This window comes from Bathymodiolus japonicus methanotrophic gill symbiont (assembly GCF_019721995.1).
Classification (GTDB): Bacteria; Pseudomonadota; Gammaproteobacteria; order Methylococcales; family Methylomonadaceae; genus Methyloprofundus.
This window is the reverse complement of record NZ_BLYC01000062.1, coordinates 1-15,812: the sequence shown is the minus strand read 5'-3', so window position 1 is coordinate 15,812 and position 15,812 is coordinate 1. Positions and strand designations below refer to the sequence as shown.

Annotated in this window: 17 protein-coding genes and 1 pseudogene; 12 read left to right on the top strand and 6 right to left on the bottom strand. The window is 38.9% G+C overall.

Going from position 1 to position 15,812, the window contains the following annotated elements:
* From parA to K6984_RS27625, 5 genes and pseudogenes are all read left to right on the top strand, one after another.
* Positions 1-710: ParA family partition ATPase (gene parA, locus K6984_RS27645; protein WP_338024573.1), on the top strand; the 710-nt coding region annotated here is incomplete at its 5' end.
* Positions 685-903 (top strand): hypothetical protein, encoded by a 219-nt coding sequence (locus K6984_RS27640; RefSeq protein ID WP_087871599.1) that lies wholly within the window; start codon positions 685-687, stop codon positions 901-903. The genes parA and K6984_RS27640, both read left to right, overlap by 26 nt.
* A 235-nt stretch (positions 904-1,138) precedes the next feature.
* Complete coding sequence (locus K6984_RS27635) at positions 1,139-2,200, top strand: hypothetical protein (RefSeq protein WP_230988294.1); 1,062 nt, start codon at positions 1,139-1,141, stop codon at positions 2,198-2,200.
* Between the two features lie 1,199 nt (positions 2,201-3,399).
* Positions 3,400-4,084, top strand: a pseudogene (locus K6984_RS27630) (IS6 family transposase).
* A gap of 118 nt (positions 4,085-4,202) precedes the next feature.
* A complete protein-coding gene (locus K6984_RS27625) occupies positions 4,203-4,562 on the top strand; it encodes a hypothetical protein (protein ID WP_221898277.1) in 360 nt (119 codons plus the stop codon).
* A 290-nt stretch (positions 4,563-4,852) separates the two neighbouring features.
* On the opposite strand, the gene K6984_RS27620 is transcribed toward K6984_RS27625, so the two are convergent.
* Together K6984_RS27620 and K6984_RS27615 are read right to left on the bottom strand one after the other, a co-directional pair.
* Positions 4,853-5,821, bottom strand: a complete 969-nt coding sequence (locus tag K6984_RS27620; protein ID WP_221897295.1) for a hypothetical protein — start codon at positions 5,819-5,821, stop codon at positions 4,853-4,855.
* Between the two features lie 539 nt (positions 5,822-6,360).
* Positions 6,361-6,531: a tetratricopeptide repeat protein gene (locus tag K6984_RS27615; protein ID WP_275967705.1), complete on the bottom strand. Its 171-nt coding sequence runs from the start codon at positions 6,529-6,531 to the stop codon at positions 6,361-6,363.
* A 238-nt stretch (positions 6,532-6,769) separates the two neighbouring features.
* Between K6984_RS27615 and K6984_RS27610 the strand changes: the two genes are divergently transcribed.
* From K6984_RS27610 to K6984_RS27590, 7 genes are all read left to right on the top strand, one after another.
* The gene (locus K6984_RS27610; RefSeq protein ID WP_221898276.1) at positions 6,770-7,456 is read left to right on the top strand and encodes an IS6 family transposase; all 687 of its coding nucleotides are present in this window, start codon (positions 6,770-6,772) and stop codon (positions 7,454-7,456) included.
* 506 nt (positions 7,457-7,962) lie between these two features.
* Positions 7,963-8,088 carry a hypothetical protein gene (locus K6984_RS35235; protein ID WP_263458900.1) on the top strand — a complete coding sequence of 42 codons (126 nt, stop codon included), beginning with the start codon at positions 7,963-7,965 and terminating at the stop codon, positions 8,086-8,088.
* Between the two features lie 152 nt (positions 8,089-8,240).
* The gene (locus tag K6984_RS27605; protein ID WP_263458901.1) at positions 8,241-9,074 is read left to right on the top strand and encodes a TIGR04255 family protein; all 834 of its coding nucleotides are present in this window, start codon (positions 8,241-8,243) and stop codon (positions 9,072-9,074) included.
* On the top strand, positions 9,074-9,667 hold the full coding sequence (locus K6984_RS27600) for a hypothetical protein (RefSeq protein ID WP_221898274.1): 594 nt from the start codon (positions 9,074-9,076) through the stop codon (positions 9,665-9,667). Before K6984_RS27605 ends, K6984_RS27600 begins: the two co-directional genes overlap by 1 nt.
* Entirely contained in the window at positions 9,661-10,149 is a 489-nt protein-coding gene (locus tag K6984_RS27595; protein ID WP_140414127.1) for a hypothetical protein, read from the top strand. The genes K6984_RS27600 and K6984_RS27595 overlap by 7 nt, the downstream gene beginning before the upstream one ends.
* 174 nt (positions 10,150-10,323) lie before the next feature.
* Complete coding sequence (locus K6984_RS35230) at positions 10,324-10,452, top strand: hypothetical protein (RefSeq protein WP_263458596.1); 129 nt, start codon at positions 10,324-10,326, stop codon at positions 10,450-10,452.
* 27 nt (positions 10,453-10,479) lie between these two features.
* Complete coding sequence (locus K6984_RS27590) at positions 10,480-10,641, top strand: hypothetical protein (protein ID WP_221898273.1); 162 nt, start codon at positions 10,480-10,482, stop codon at positions 10,639-10,641.
* 745 nt (positions 10,642-11,386) lie between these two features.
* Here K6984_RS27590 and K6984_RS27585 read toward each other — a convergent pair.
* From K6984_RS27585 to K6984_RS27570, 4 genes are all read right to left on the bottom strand, one after another.
* Positions 11,387-13,930, bottom strand: coding sequence for a DUF5906 domain-containing protein (locus K6984_RS27585; protein ID WP_221898272.1), 2,544 nt, complete (start codon positions 13,928-13,930; stop codon positions 11,387-11,389).
* Positions 13,931-14,167: 237 nt separating this feature from the next.
* Positions 14,168-14,713, bottom strand: a complete 546-nt coding sequence (locus tag K6984_RS27580; RefSeq protein ID WP_221898271.1) for a virulence-associated E family protein — start codon at positions 14,711-14,713, stop codon at positions 14,168-14,170.
* A 26-nt stretch (positions 14,714-14,739) separates the two neighbouring features.
* Positions 14,740-15,488, bottom strand: a protein-coding gene (locus K6984_RS27575; protein WP_420831733.1) for an IS1 family transposase whose coding sequence is annotated in 2 segments (ribosomal slippage) — positions 14,740-15,383 and positions 15,383-15,488 — 750 coding nt in all. Because the reading frame shifts where the segments join, the coding sequence is not laid out codon by codon here.
* Positions 15,489-15,555: 67 nt separating this feature from the next.
* Positions 15,556-15,812: VapE domain-containing protein (locus tag K6984_RS27570; protein ID WP_221898270.1), on the bottom strand; the 257-nt coding region annotated here is incomplete at its 5' end.

Below are 15,812 nucleotides of genomic sequence, written 5' to 3'. Positions count from 1 at the left end.
AAAAGAATATTAACACAAGAGAGGTTTTTATAATGCCTATAATTTCAATATTAAACCCTAAAGGCGGGAGTGGTAAAACTACCCTAAGCACTAACTTTGCAAGGGCTTTGCATGAGCGTGGTTTGTCTGTTCTTATTGTAGATAGTGATCCGCAAGGCAGCGCGAGAGATTGGCACGCAGCCGCAGAAAATAACCCCTTGCCTCTTATTGCATTGGATAGAGCTAAAAACATGAAAACTCTTTTTAGTGTAGGGGCTTCTTATGATTATGTGATTATTGATGGAGCGGCAAAGCTTGAGGATATGATAGCGGCAGGAATAAAAGCGGCTGATTTTGTTTTAATACCTGTACAACCAAGCCCATACGATATATGGGCGGCTTCTGATTTGGTCGAGTTTATCAAAGCGCGGCAGGAAGTAACAGACGGAACGCCGAAAACATCCTTTGTAATAACCCGTGCAATAAAGCGTACAAAATTAGGTCGAGAGATCGGGGAGGCATTAGCAGAATATGGCCTACCTGTTTTTGATAATTGTATCATGCAGCGGCAAGCATACCCCCAGACAGCCGCCGAAGGTTTAACGGTTTATGATTCTGGAAATAGGGCGGCTATGGACGAAATGAACGCCCTTACAGATGAATTAATTAATTTTATTGCAACACCATCAAAGGAGGGCGCAGAAAATGGCACTATCATCAAAACGGCCTAGTAAGGGTGAAGAAGCCAAGGCCAAAATATTAGAAGATATTAAGGGCGAGGGCAGAAAGAAAAAGAGACTTAATGCAGATATAGAAGAAAATCTATATAAAAGAATTAAAGTTAGAGCCATAGAAGAGGGGCGCACCGTGTCAGAAATTACCCGTGAACTATGGATTACTCATTTGAGTAAAAAGATAAATTAGCATTTACTCATTCAAGTAAATACACTCTTATTCTTTTGAGTTTTTTGTACTGGTTCAAAAATGAGCATTGAACCGAAAATGAACCAATAAAAGGAGGTCATAGCATGATTGAATTTTCAAAGGCATGTGTTACGCAGCTTGAAATAAAGGAAGCTGTACTTATACCTTAAATTATGATGGAAGCGACCCGCGATATTTTGATAAAGGGAAAAAGTTTGGCAAGGGGAAAAAGAAAATGGCAGACACCAAGAAGAAATCAGCTAAAAAGAAAGCTGTAGAAAAGGTAATAAAAAAACCGCCAAGTAAGGCTATTAAAAGCGTTCAAATGGATTTGTTTAGCCAGTTTATAACAAATGATCTTGAAAGCGTTTCAAATACGGTTGAACTTTGGGAGAGTATACCCAAGTATTTTTTTACCCCTGCACAAGTTGAGAAGTTACGCACACCAACAGGCCATGCAGACCCCTATGAGCAGCCTTACACCTTTAAGGATATAGATTGTACTATAACCATTCACCCCGCTTTAATAAAGCAGGAGAACGGCGGCTATAAGGCATTTTTCCCAAGTGTGACTGAGGAACTTATAGAAGAAACACTTAAAAAAATTCTTACTGATAAAAATTACGGAATACATGACCCCACGAAGTCTGAAACATGGGTAAAATTCACCTTGTATATGGTTCAAAAGGAACTCAAGAAACGCGGTAAAACCCGCAACCTTAACGAAATAAAACAAGCCATACAAGTTATGAGTCTTTGCATGTTGACGCTTTCTAAAGGCAAAAAAGAGTTATGGAGAGGGGCAATACTGCAAGACCTTGTGACGGTTGACCGCGAGGAATATATAGAAGATACAGGAGCGTTACACGCCGCCCGATTACCGCTTTTTATATCCCATGCAATCGACAAACTAGAATATCGGCAGTTTAATATTGACCGTCTTATGAGTTTAAACACCCAGCTTTCTAGGTGGCTTTATAAAAGATTTGTGCATCATTACAAATACGCAAGCATGACAGAAACCCATCATTTTATGTTTTCGTTCGTAAAAAATTCAAGCCGTTTTCTCGCAGGCAAAACCGAACGCAACAATCGCAAAAAAATGATTGATGCACTAAACGAACTCAAAAGAAAAGGCGTTTTAATGTTCCATGAAGTGCAGGAAATTAAGGAAGGCCGAAAAATCGTAGATGTAAAATATACGGTGACGGCTTCACTTGATTTTTGTAGCGAACAAAAAGCCGCTAGTGCCGCAAAGAAAAAACGGGAAGCTATCCTTGTGGATAAGTCAAAATAAACATATAGGTATGCCGTGCAGTAACATATAGGTATGCCGTGCAGTAACATATAGGTATGCCGTGCAGTTCGTTTTTAGGCTGAATTATGACAAGAAAAAAGACATATTGCAGCGCACAAACATATAGGTATGCCGTGCAGTTAGACAAAAAACATATAGGTATGCCGTGCAGTTCGTTTTTTCAGACTGAATTATGAATAATAAACATATAGGTATGCCGTGCAGTTAATAGCAAACATATAGGTATGCCGTGCAGTTAAAAAATTATTTTTAATATAATTAATTGAAATATAAAGATATTTTTACTTGTCAAAACCCCCTATCCTTTCCTTTATTTAACCTTTTATATTTAACCTTGTAAAAGTGCCTTGTGGATAAATTAAAGCAATTTTAAAAATCTGCGTTTATCATCGTTCCCAAAATATCCAAAAATTGTAAATGCAATGATTTAGTATAAATATCCATAGGTTGTACCTGACAGTAACCCTAGTCTTTGATTATAAAAGGATTATAGGTATAGTACAATCTATATTAGGTTGCACACTAAATAGCGTTTTATTATGAAGTTTAAAAAGTTACTTCCTCCCTAGGGCAAAGAGTCCCCAGAATGCTGTTGCTTGTTGCAATAAGCCAACTCTTTATTTTGAAATGGTTTACCGTTTAATCTTTGTTTTCTGTAACAGCTATAACAAACCACATACCCACAATGATAGTCAATCGCTTATTGGTGGGCATGTAAGCCCCTTAAAGACCCGCAAAAACCTTTAGCGGGTATGTATGATAGGGGGTAGCTGTTAAAGCGCCTTAGCGAAGAGCTGGCGCGCCCAAGATAGAAGATTACAGATACGATAAAAAAGTTACTTACCCTCTGGGCTTAATTTGTTTCAGGTCGAACCAATGAACCGTAAACGAACCATTCAATCAAGGAGGTCATAGCATGATTGAATTATCAAAGGCATGTGTTATCAACTGCAACCTGCAAACTCTTTGCCATTCGTTGCGATCTAGCCACATAAAGAGCCATGTGGGGCGACACACACCTCAAGGGTTATAAGGGTGTATTTTTGTGATAAAACGCCTGTATACGCCACTAGGTTTGCTTTTCCTGACCACGCCTTTTTTATGGTTCTGTCGCATAAATCCCCCTTCCCGACGTTATCTGCTATCATAATTCTCAATTTCAATAAAAGGTAGATCAGATGCTCAGCTTCAAAGGCACTCACTTTCAAAAAGATGTCATTCTTTATGCTGTTTTCTTTTATGTCAGGTATGGCGTTTTCGTATCGCGCCCTTGAAGAAATTATGGAAGAAAGAGGTGTTGACGTGGATCATGCTACGCTCAATCATTGGGTTATCCGTTATTCTCCTGCCATTGCTGTAAAAGCTAAATCTCAGAAACGAGAAACCAATAAGTCGTGGCGCATGGATGAAACGTATATCAAAGTGAAGGGTCAGTGGACCTATTTATACCGAGCTGTTGATAGTCACGGAGATACGCTTGATTTCATGCTTTCTGAGCACCGTGATGAAGAGGCTGCAACCGCATTTTTCAAACAAACGATTAACAATAATGGCTTTCCTGATAAGGTCCTTATGGATAAAAGTGGCGCTAACTATGCAGGATTATCCAATATTAACCTCTTGTTAATCCTCGCTGGGTTTGCCACTATGATTGACATATTACAAGTTAAATATTTGAATAACATCATCGAACAGGATCATCGCTTTATCAAAAAAATAACAAAACCGATGATGGGCTTTAAAGCGTTTCACTCCGCCCAAGCAACAATTGATGGAATTGAAACGGCACATATCATCCGAAAGGGGCAATTGTCTGAGGAAAATATTCCTGCTTATAAGCAGTTTATGGCTTTAGCAGGATAGTTATGCCTGAAGACCAGGAGGTCTGTGCTTTTGATAATTATTGCGACAGAACCCTAAATTTCAATACTTCGCTAAGCTCCGTGCCCCTGATTTTCAGTGGATGATAGGAGGAGAAACCATGAAAAATTTAACTATTGGCGTCCTTTTAGGTACATTATCACTTAACATACAAGCGTCTAATCCTCAGGCTATTACTTATGGATTTGGTGAGGGATACGCATGGGCGTATAACTGCGATGATTACACAGCCATCCACATCTATGACTATCAAAACATATCTCAAGAAGATATAAATAATCAGGTAGAGAAGAATGAAAATAGAGATGAGGAAGCTTGTAACGTTGTCGTCATAAGAAATACCGACGCTGAAGAAGAGAAAAGTAGAGGTCTTCTCTACGCCCAAGAAAAAAAAGACAGGGATTCCTCTCCAGAGGTACTAGATGTTTTACTAATGTTATGTAGGCTATTCTGTATGTAAGAAATAAGGGGTTCTGTCGCAATAATCATCAAAAGCGCAGACCTCCTGGTCTTCAGGCAGAACTATCCTGCTAAAGCCATAAACTGCTTATAAGCAGGCATATTTTCCTCAGGCAATTTCCCCTTTCGGATCATATGCTCAGCTTGGTTCTGTCGCAATAATTATCAAAAGCGACCCACCCCCGATTTTATATTAAAATACCTCGCACAGTCACGAATGCGGGGTATATGTGGATAAACATCCCAAGTTGTTCAATAAGAAGATCACGATTTGAACAACCACCTAAATTCTTAATCTATAGGTACTGAACGTGCTAAATTTAAGAATTCCTCTTTCATTTCTTTACTACTTGATGCGTTTTTCTCTAGGGTTAATTCATAATATTTAGAATCTGTTGTCCATACTAGGGAAGTTGTAGCTTTCCCGCTGGGACTTATCCCCACTTCGTATATAGCAGGATTCCCATTAATATTTTCATTAACTGCCTCTTCGGTAAATACCACTTTACCCCCTCCGGTATGATAATCATCCTCCGAAAGTTGAACCAAGCTTAAATTGTCAAACTCATAAACTCTTGTTAAAGTAGTCCACTTCCCTTCATCATAGAGCCCGCTCACCTGTCTGGAAACCACCTTTTTACCTTCGAAGGGTGTTTCATCTAAATTAGTGGGTTCTACCGTTAAAAGTTTAACCGCTTCCTCATGGGTCTTCTCAAATTTTTTACTTTTTGGAGTCATCTCGTCTCGGATTGGAGTTATACTATTTTCAGTCATATCAACATACCCCCGTTCTTTCATTTGTCGTATAGACAACTCCGTTTCCTTTTTAACATAGTCAGGTATAGGAAAATCCTCCATTGGAGCGAAGGATACATCCTCTTCCTGCCCCCCAAAGAACTCTTCCATAGCTTCAAATTCTGACTCTATATTCTTTTTATTTTCATCGGAATGTTCAGTATCTGAATTTTCAGTATCAGGATATTCAGTATAGGCATATTCCATATCTGAAGGTGGCTCCCACGCCTTATATCCCGAATGCACCTTCTCTGATACCTCAGGGGGTTTTTGGGATGGGTTATGACGAATTTTTTCTGGAACAAAAGTTGGTGAAACTTTTTCAACTTTACTTACTTTTTCAATTACACCTCCCTCTTCAGAATTACCTTCGTCCCCGGTTAATGTGTATCTCGCATAAGCTAAAATTGAAAACAAGCCTACTAGAAAAAACACTGTTAACCCGTATTTTTTACATGTACTCATAGTTCTATCCTCTTGATAGTTAAAACGATGTAATCCTCTGAGCTACATCGTTTTAAGGTTAAGTTAAAGAAAAATTACAATTGTTAAGTTTAGTACGGTAAAGAAAAATTACAATTGTCAGTTTGGCTACGTTTAGAAAGGAACGTTTTATTATTTCCAGATTTCAAATAATGGAATCCCACAACAGTCCATAAGGATTGACCTGTATTATCTCTATGGGCTGCCCCGTTATTATTCCATAAATATTCCCATCCAGTGTCAAGCTGATGTCTCATCTTTCCATGCTTATAGTGCCTGCTAAAAACCCTCGACAATCTCTTCTCCGAGCTCATGAATGTTATTGACTCATTTCCATAATCAGCTCCTCCCGGCGGAAAGCAATTTGCTCTACTAAACTGCCACAACTTAGCACTAGAAACACTACTAAATGACATTAAACCTACAGTTAACACGATAGGCAGTGAACGGAACAATTTTGATTTTTTCATTTTAATTTACCATTCAGCGTTTCGACTTGGTTAGGATGTTAATACCATAGGCTACAGTCCATTTTCTACCCTTACCAAATTTTTTTGCGCGCCAGGATGCCCTTGTTCTGCCGCCATCCTGTACCACTTAACGGCTTCTTTGTCGTCCGGATCAACACCTTTACCATGTTCGTACATCATTCCTAATATAAATTGTGCACCCGCACGCCGCAGAATTTGCAAAATGCGCCCTGTGGCGATATATAGCCGTTAAATGAATAGTGTTTCTTGTGCTCTTGAATATACTTGTTCACCACTAGGATTACAGAGACTTTCGTCCATATATGCCCAGATTACGTTTATTGAAATAATATCAACTTTGCCCACTACCCATTGTGTTAATTGGGTTCTGTCGCATAAATCCACATTCTCCGCGTTATCTGCTATCATAATTCTCATATTTCAATAAAAGGTGGATCACATGCTCATCTTCAAAGGTACTCACTTTCCAAAAGATGTCATTCTTTATGCTGTTTTCTTTTATGTCAGGTATGGTGTTTCGTATCGCGACCTTGAAGAAATTATGGAAGAAAGAGGTGTTGAAGTGGATCATGCTACGCTCAATCGTTGGGTTATCCGTTATTCTCCTGCCATTGCTGTAAAAGCCAAATCTCAGAAACGAGAAACCAATAAATCGTGGCGCATGGATGAAACGTATATCAAAGTGAAGGGGCAGTGGACCTATTTATACCGAGCTGTTGATAGTCAGGGGGATACGCTTGATTTCATGCTTTCTGAGCGCCGTGATGAAGAGGCTGCAACCGCATTTTTCAAACAAACAATTAACAATAATGGTTTTCCTGATAAGGTCGTTATGGATAAAAGTGGCGCTAACTATGCAGGATTATCCAATATTAACCTCTTGTTAATCCTCGCTGGGTTTGCCACTATGATTGACATATTACAAGTTAAATATTTGAATAACATCATCGAACAGGATCATCGCTTTATCAAAAAAATAACAAAACCGATGATGGGCTTTAAAGCGTTTCACTCCGCCCAAGCAACAATTGATGGAATTGAAACGGCACATATCATCCGAAAGGGGCAATTGTCTGAGGAAAGTATTCCTGCATTTCCAACAATACTTGCGACAGAACCCACATAAATGGTCGTTTATGTGGTGGTGCTTTTCCCTCATAAATTATTTCGCAACCAGCTGCATTAAGCGCGTCTATTTGTAGTGATGTATCTTGAAATGTTGTTGAAACCCGGACGTAACCTATTTTCATTTGTTTACTTCTTTAACAGGGGTTTTATTAACGATAACACATGATATGTTTTTTAACAGCCTTTTTTAACTCTATTTGCGAAGAATCAGGGCGACTTGAAGGTGATTATTGGTGCGGATGGTGATGTAAAAAATACACTTGTTTGTTTAACCTCGAAAAAATCAGTACAAATTCCAGTTATGGCCAAATTCGTTATAAACAGGCGCGCCATGCTACCTCACGAAATTCCGGGACTCCTGTCGCCATAATTCGTTCACCTACGCAGCGGATAGGAGATGCCCTGAACGCCCTGCGTCCGCAACGACTACGCACAAAAGCCGCTTCGTCATTACTACCTCACTGGCTGGACGGCTATTCGGAATGCAATTCTTGCTCCTCTCGCGTGCTGCTAGCACACGTCGAATCAGCGAATTGCCCTGTCGCCTATCAGGGACTAAAAATCAACACTTCGCTAAGCTCCGTTTCCATGATTTTCAGCGAACGTAAGCTAGTAAAAAGAAGGTGTTGAAGTGAAAAATGGGAAAAATAATTATTAATAACTTATAATTATCATATATACCCAAAAGAAATCAAGATGCAGGTTATTTTATCTCGTCATCCCTGCATGCTTTTAGCAGGGATCTATTGAATGCACATGGATTCCCGATAAAACCCTCGGGAATGACGGCCGAGGTAATTCCTGCACCTTCAAGTAGCTTGGGTATAAAGCTATTTAGCTGTACATTATTTTTTAAGGCTAACTCATTGACTAATTCGACAACCACTAATTACCTGCGCCCCCCAATTACTGAGGCAGTTATTGAGGTAAGGGTTAATCACACATTGAAAGAAGAAAATGTAAACAAAATTGTTAAAAAGTTGCAATCCATTTACCCTAATAAATCAACTGTTAATAACCTATCTATAAATATAACGCCTCAGCCAGAAGGTGGCGACCAGTTAAATGTTAACTCACGGCCTGAGGCTTATCATTTGGTTTCTGATGACCAAATTAATATAGCAATAGTTTCATCCAATTCATTGGCGGTTTCTCAATTGGCTCCTTATCAAGGCTGGGAAGCTATCCACAAGAATTTTGTTGAAGCATGGAAAATATGGAAGAGGGTCTCTAGTTCACACCCCATTAGTAGGATTGGCGTAAGATACATCAATAGAATTGATATTCCACTTCAAGATGAAAAAAAAATTGATCTTGAAGAATACCTTACCTTTAATCCCCAAGTCCCTATATTAAGTGACTTACCTATGGTTGCATATTTAATGCAGATTACACAGCCTATAGACAGCTTATGGTCAGTAAATATAACTTCTAAAGGCATTCAGTCGCCGTTAGTCAATAATTTGTCGTTACTTTTAGATGTTGATGTATTTAGAACTAAAGACATTCTTCTTAGCGATGAAGGTTTATGGGAAGCAATAAATGAGGCACGTAGCATTAAAAATGATATATTCGATAAATGCATAACTCAAAAAACTAAGGAGCTTTTCTACTAATGTCTCTCCAAATGATTGAAACCAATAGTCCATCTCAGTTTTCTAGCTCTATTGGGGGGGGGAAAGATTCACAAGAAATTGTTGATTTTAAAAAAAAATGGCTAGAAAATACTCATGCTCTTCATGAAGATTTTTCTTCACAAGAAAGAAAAAACCCCTCTCTTGAGGAGACTCTTTATGATTCTCGTGCTGCTTGTAAAATAGAAATTTCAAAAGTAGCAATGCACCTTTCTGATAATTGGCGAAACGGTTTATTTAAACAACTAGATAGTTTGATGGATATTGATAATTGGGAAGATGATGATGCCCCCGTCACCCACAAATCATTTAGTACATTACTACGAATGCTAACACTTTTAAGGCCAGATTGCAGGCCAGGGCTTGGTTCTACAAGTAGTGGCAATATTATCGCTGCGTGGACAAAAGAATCATCCCGTTTAACAATTGAATGCTTACCTAATGATAAAGTACGCTGGGTGTTAAGTCATTTTATAGATAATATTCGTGAAAGCGCTGCTGGGGAAGCACATTTAACTCGGTTAAATATAGTATTGGCACCATATAACCAAAAACAGTGGTTTTCTGATTGTTAATGACCCTTAAAAAAAATTCTCCTATTCCTGATGATAACCACATTGCTCGCCACATTCCATGGAACAAGCTACGTAAAGATATGGATGACAATGTTCTTGGTGTTCTTGGTGAAGCTTTTAAATTAAAACCGAAAGAAAAATATCTCTCAGCTACTTTATTAGAGTATTTTCCTGGTACTTATACAGATCAAATAGAAAGTGTAGTTAGAGAGGTTAGAAAATACTATCATGTAAAACCTAAAAGCCACTTTGCGATTGGAAAAGTTGAGGATATTCATACTCTATGTCAAGAAAAAAGAAAGCTTAAACTGCGAATAGTCAGCTTTCCAACTACAACAAAACTGCTTGCTGATGGAGCTTCTTACAAAAACGAATCCCACGTCTCCGTTAAGCAGTTACCTCAAGATGATATGGAATTATTAGAGTTTCTCGCAACTGATGTTTGGAATTATTTAGTTCTTAATAGCTCTATTTCACCTTGAAGAAATTCCATGCCCAAGATAGCAATAAAAATATTTGGTATGTTAAATTGGCATCTTTCATTCCTCGGTTTACACTTATCAATAAATCCGCAGTGATATCTGGTATAAATGAATTCAACAAATTCAATTTATCTCACATAACTATTGACACGGTTCTTCGGGGAGTCGCTATTTTTGCGAAAGCTTGTTTTGGGCATCCCAGCCCAAGCAAGCAGCAAAAACTTAACGCGACCACTTATGCCTCCGGCGGCCCCGATTCGTCCTCGTCACCTCGTCCCGACCCAACAAGGGGTCGGAACATAGGCTCCAAATGACTTGACGCCGTGTCGGATGGCCTTTTATTTTGTCTCCACCTTCGCTAACGCTCAGACTCCGACAAAACAACGGCCCTACGGCTATCGCGGACTAAAAATCTTCACTTCGCTAAAGCTCCGTTTCCAGGATTTTCAGCGGTCGCAAAAACCAAAAATAGCCTATTACCTACGATCATAAGATTTAATTTCACCCAAAGTAGGTTTGCATGCTCAACTAAAAATGGTGCTATTTTTTAAGTATTTTTTTTCCTGAACACCAGATCATACCTGGCTTATCCATTCAATTATCCCGATGAGTTGATAATATTTTCTCCTGCATAATGCTTTTTTCATGAGAGGCATAAAAACAGGTTTATAGCCGGTTTAACACAAATACTTATCGTTTGCGACAGAACCGCTTTTTTTACCCCCGCCCACAGGGCGCGGTTACCTAAGTTGTAATGTATTATTGGTCATCTTCGCAACACGATGATAGGTTTTCTAAAGTGTGGTCGGGGAGTCGCTATTTTTGCGTTTGTCTTTTGATCTTTAAATTTTAAAGAGTTTCGTTGGTAACAGAGGGAACAAAAATGTTCCCATTTTGTTACTTTTTTGTTACCTTGTAATACCACGTGTTTAAATGGCTGTAGCTTTTTTTTAGGTCTAGGTAACAAAGTAACATCTTTTTTCAACTTCTTGGAAAATAATAGAAACTAGGTATATAAAATATATAAAAAAAGAGGTGTGATAAACATATATATAGATTCTGTGTGAATTTGGAATATTTTTGTTACCTGTTACCAAAACCCGCTAGGGCACGTGTGACGTGGCTTCCCATGGTAACAAAATTTACAGTGGAAAGTGTTACCAGACTCCTCTCAGGAGAGAGGCTACTTTATGTAGCCTCTCTTAAGTTGGAGTTTTAGATCATCACCTTTATTGTGCTAGTCGTCTTCCGGTGTATCGAGATTCTCGGCAATCCTGACCTTTTTAAGCAGTTCCTCAGGAGACCCAATATGCCACCCTCTACTCTGCTTGACTACAGCCTTGGATTCAATCAATGATGTAGTTGATTTTCTAGATTTCTCAACAAGACCAAGTTTAGCCTTAAAATATATTTTTAAAGCTTCATACGAGACTTTGTCATATCCCGATCTATAATTATCCTTCCCCCATTCATTTAAAGCTTGCTTGAGGACTGACATGTGTATGTTTTCCGACCAGGGGGTTGCTTCAATTGAATCAGCCATAAGAAGATAGCCTCTTTCACACACCTCCATAAGGAATTTCGGAATCCAATCTAGCGAATGCAATCGTTGATTCCTGCTTTCATCTGTCTCCGGGAAGTCCTGATGATTAAACCCCTTTATATCGTAGGTTAAGAAATAGTCCAATAGCATAGAAAACACCTCATGATCTCTACTTGATTCATCATCACCAATTATTCCATACAAATTGTTGTAGTAAGCTCGGCTATCCGCTTTTTTCCCAAACTTATTTTTAACCTCAAGACAGAAAAACCTTCTTTGACTTGAGCTTGTTTGAATGACCCAATCATCATTTGCTGATAGTATTATTTTAAGACAATTCCTTATCTTAATCGCATCAACGCCCTTCCCCTCTATCATTAACGAGGTATCTGTCACCAATGATTTAAGTTTTGATTGTGCTTTTTTATCCCCATGATAAACCGCCTCATTCCCCGCAAGAAAAGCGCAGTTCATTAATTGATTGTTGAATTTCCCGGTTAAGTGATCGGAATCTTCAATAATCATCCCACTATTGCCCCACAAGTTTGCCAAAATAAGCCCCAGCGTGCTTTTGCCTGAACCCTCCACCCCTCTTAGGACAATAGCAGTACCGGCGGGAATATGTGGTTTCTGAAAACCTTTTGAAATCCAGCCTATAACGTAGCTGTAATACTCGTCATTGGCACCACAAACAACATCTTTGATGTAATCAAGAATCGGTTGTATTCGATTAATCTTGTAAGCCTTTCGTTCGTATCCGAATCCGCTCCATACATTAAGCTTGTCATTATCTCTATCAGAACCCCCAATTGTGGGATAAAACTCAATACCTTGTGAGTACTCTTTTCTATCGGGGCTGTTGCGCCATATAGCAGCCTTGCTAACCTTCGTATATTTTTCATCATTGAGTACAGTAACAGTCTTGTTTGAAAAGAAGTTTTGGAAATCTGCGAACGTCTGAAAACTATACGTGCCATTGTCCATCAGCTTAGCAACTCTAGTCTTCCCACCCAGCGAAACGACTGCATACTCCTTGTTCATTTCGTCAACTAACTTCTTAATTCCTTCATCATCCAATGCCCCTTTACTATCTTGATTAGGCTTAGCACTCTTAGGCAGGTCGCCACTGCTAGCAGGCTTTTGCTTCTTTTCATCGGGATTAGGCTCCCAGCAAATTATACCATTACCCCAATCTGCCTTTTTGCGCCCTTTGCCATCGAATTCTCGCGCTTCGCCATCCGCGCAATCAATACGGTAAGCAATCTTACCATTAGGGTATTCTATCCTTTCGCACTCTTTGCTAGCCGCTTCCCCCCTGCGCTCTTTTTTCGCCTCTTCTTGTGCTAAGCGTCTAGCCCTTTTCGTTTCTTTCTGACCTAAAATTTCAGCCTCTTCCTCTTCTTTCACTTTCCTATTGCGCTCCTCTTGCCGTCCTTCTTGTTCTAAAAAGCGAGCCACCTCTGCTTTTTGGTTGGTTAAACGTCTACCCTCTTCTAGCCTCTGCATACGATCTTTTAGCTGTATTATATTATTCGTGTTTTTCAAATCCTCTGACAGGTCTGGATAATCTGTAGTCGTTAAATTATCAACATCTATCATTATTGCCCCCTTGTTGATATATACCTCGCTATCACTTGAGAAATAGCTAACTCTTGTGATCGCGTTGCTTGACTTATCTATCTTTAGGTCAAGCTTATCTTTAAAATATTTAGCCACATGCCCGAAAATGTTTTTTATATCAGCATCATTTCTAAAATTTGGAACGTGTATACCTATTTCCAATCCCCACCCGCTATATGAGATATAACAAAATCGCACAAAAGGGAGATCGGAAAGCCTTTTTTTGAGTTTATCGGCATCTTTTGGGTAGGGTAAATCATCTATACTGACAACAAAGGTGTTAGTACAGCTATCAGGTATAAAGTTCTCTTCGCTAATTGAACCTCTAAACTTCCCCAAAGGTGAAAAACACTCAAAGTGACTCTTATGTTGTGCCATCCATCTTGCATCACCACTAGCCACAGCCTTTCTATATCCCGTTACAACTCTGCAACCATCAGTAGTTTTTTGCAATGCCTCCAGAACAGTGCAGGGGGTTATCTGTACCCTACCATCCGATTGCCACGATATGACACTGTCGAGCCATGAGGACTGCTCGCCTAAAGGTGTTTTTTTAGCAAGCTTTGGATTATCCGTTGTTGCGACCTCTTCCGAGGTTTTATTCTGTATCTTATTCATATCACTATATTTTTTTTAAAAAATGTTATGCATCCCTAAAGAGATACGTTTTTTTATTGAAAAATACGCATATTTATGATATAATTTATGTGTTTAAGATTGTTTTTATCATGTGCGTATGTTGATTGTGAATTTAGTTTGTTCCTCCTTCATATTTTAAAATCGTTAATATTTGTAAACACTGAGTCCGTAAGGCTTCCCCGCTTTTGCAGGACTCAGTGTTTTAATGTCTTTGCGTTAAAAATAAAAGACTTCTGAATCTAATGGATTGATCTTTGAGCTTTCATCTTTGCTCAAGGGCGGCATGTAATAATCACGCCTTTTGTGAAGCACGCCAAGACCCTTTAATACCTGTTTTAAAGCAATCTGGTTCGCCCTGTTAGTTATGATACAATCATGCAGCTCGTTGAGTATCTCGGTGCTGGTCATTTTCATTACTCTACTGCTAGAGGCATCCTCAAAATCAAACACTTCTAAAACAATATCTTTCAGTGACCTATTGTCCGGATGGCCTAGTATTTCAGTGCGTAAAACCTCTTCTTTTGATGTTAGCCACCACGGCACCCCATGTGTGTACTCGCGCCATATAAACGCCCACAGGTCTGTATAATCAAAATTAGCAACTCGCGGATAATCCAAACTATCTTTTGCAATAACTGGCAGGAATCTTCTGTCCCATTTAGTGCCCTTGGGTGGATACTCGCCCTCAACGGATGCCATACAAGATACATGCCTACGCATTATTGTAGAAGTTCTGGAGTAAGTTAGCCTTATTTCGTCCACCTCTTGGTGGTGGGTTAAATCTGTTATTAGGCATGAATATCTCGTCCAAATTCGACTTTATTAATTAATAGTCCAATGACAATATCATGCATTTGTTCTATTTTTGAAAAACAGATTGTTCGACGCGTTAAGCGTTTAATCCATGTTCTAAAATTTAGGTTTTTTCGTTCAATTTTTTGAGTGTTTTGTTTGCCTATTTCATGTTCATTTACATCTAAGTTTCGCTCATAAGCCCCCCAGTCATCTGTATAATATCTGCTTATTTCAAAAGGAGTCAGTAAGGCTTTTAGCTCTTTGAAAACATCATCTTTACGCTTGCCAAATACATAAGCAATGACTGTATTAGTCGCATGATCAACAGCATGCCATAACCATCGCTGATTCGACTTTTTACCTACAAATGACCATTGTTCATCAATCTCAACTTCTTCGCAAACAAGCTCCATCCGGACGTCTAAAGGTGTTTCTGATTTTTGAGATAGAAAAACAGGATTTACCTGTACAAGGCTATCTTCTTTGCTTTTCAGGATGCTGATGACTGTATTTTTATTGATTTTCAGAACCCGTGCGGTGTCTCTAATACCACTGCTATTAATAGCCATTTCGACGACTTTTTCTTGGACTCTAGGTACACATGCATTATAGCGATAGTCCAGCAAGTTGGGCAGGCACTATTTTTGCAGCGATACCGCTGTATATTTTGAGCATTCTTTCCTGATTTCATGATAGTGCTACAGCGACAATTGTGGCAACTTACTTCTTGATAACATTTCATTCGAGGAATTATGATGTAAACCTTTTACTTCTCCTAATTATTTAAGTGAAATAACAGATTTAACCCACTACCCACCTCTTTTGCCAAAAATACTTTTAATGCTGGCAGTCCTTTTCCTTTTAATGCAGGGCCTAGGTCTACATATTTCAGGTATCCAACATCTCAAAATATTAAGCATTGAATCACTGTCTTTTGCATCAAACTGCGCCGATTCTCTTATATATTTATGCAGTTCAGTAGGGAGCAAGTATTTAATAAATGAGGATTTGTGAAGCCCATTATCACCGCCTGGCACTAGCACATTTTCGTATTTATATACTGAAT

Bases quoted from the DNA above. Each gene is read 5' to 3' on its own strand.
- K6984_RS27610 (WP_221898276.1), top strand. From the start codon at position 6,770: ATGCTCATCTTCAAAGGTACTCACTTTCCAAAAGATGTCATTCTTTAT.
- K6984_RS27590 (WP_221898273.1), top strand. From the start codon at position 10,480: ATGGCCTTTTATTTTGTCTCCACCTTCGCTAACGCTCAGACTCCGACA.
- K6984_RS27625 (WP_221898277.1), top strand. From the start codon at position 4,203: ATGAAAAATTTAACTATTGGCGTCCTTTTAGGTACATTATCACTTAAC.
- K6984_RS27640 (WP_087871599.1), top strand. From the start codon at position 685: ATGGCACTATCATCAAAACGGCCTAGTAAGGGTGAAGAAGCCAAGGCC.
- K6984_RS27635 (WP_230988294.1), top strand. From the start codon at position 1,139: ATGGCAGACACCAAGAAGAAATCAGCTAAAAAGAAAGCTGTAGAAAAG.
- K6984_RS27585 (WP_221898272.1), bottom strand. From the start codon at position 13,930: ATGAATAAGATACAGAATAAAACCTCGGAAGAGGTCGCAACAACGGAT.
- K6984_RS27605 (WP_263458901.1), top strand. From the start codon at position 8,241: ATGACGGCCGAGGTAATTCCTGCACCTTCAAGTAGCTTGGGTATAAAG.
- K6984_RS27620 (WP_221897295.1), bottom strand. From the start codon at position 5,821: ATGAGTACATGTAAAAAATACGGGTTAACAGTGTTTTTTCTAGTAGGC.
- K6984_RS27600 (WP_221898274.1), top strand. From the start codon at position 9,074: ATGTCTCTCCAAATGATTGAAACCAATAGTCCATCTCAGTTTTCTAGC.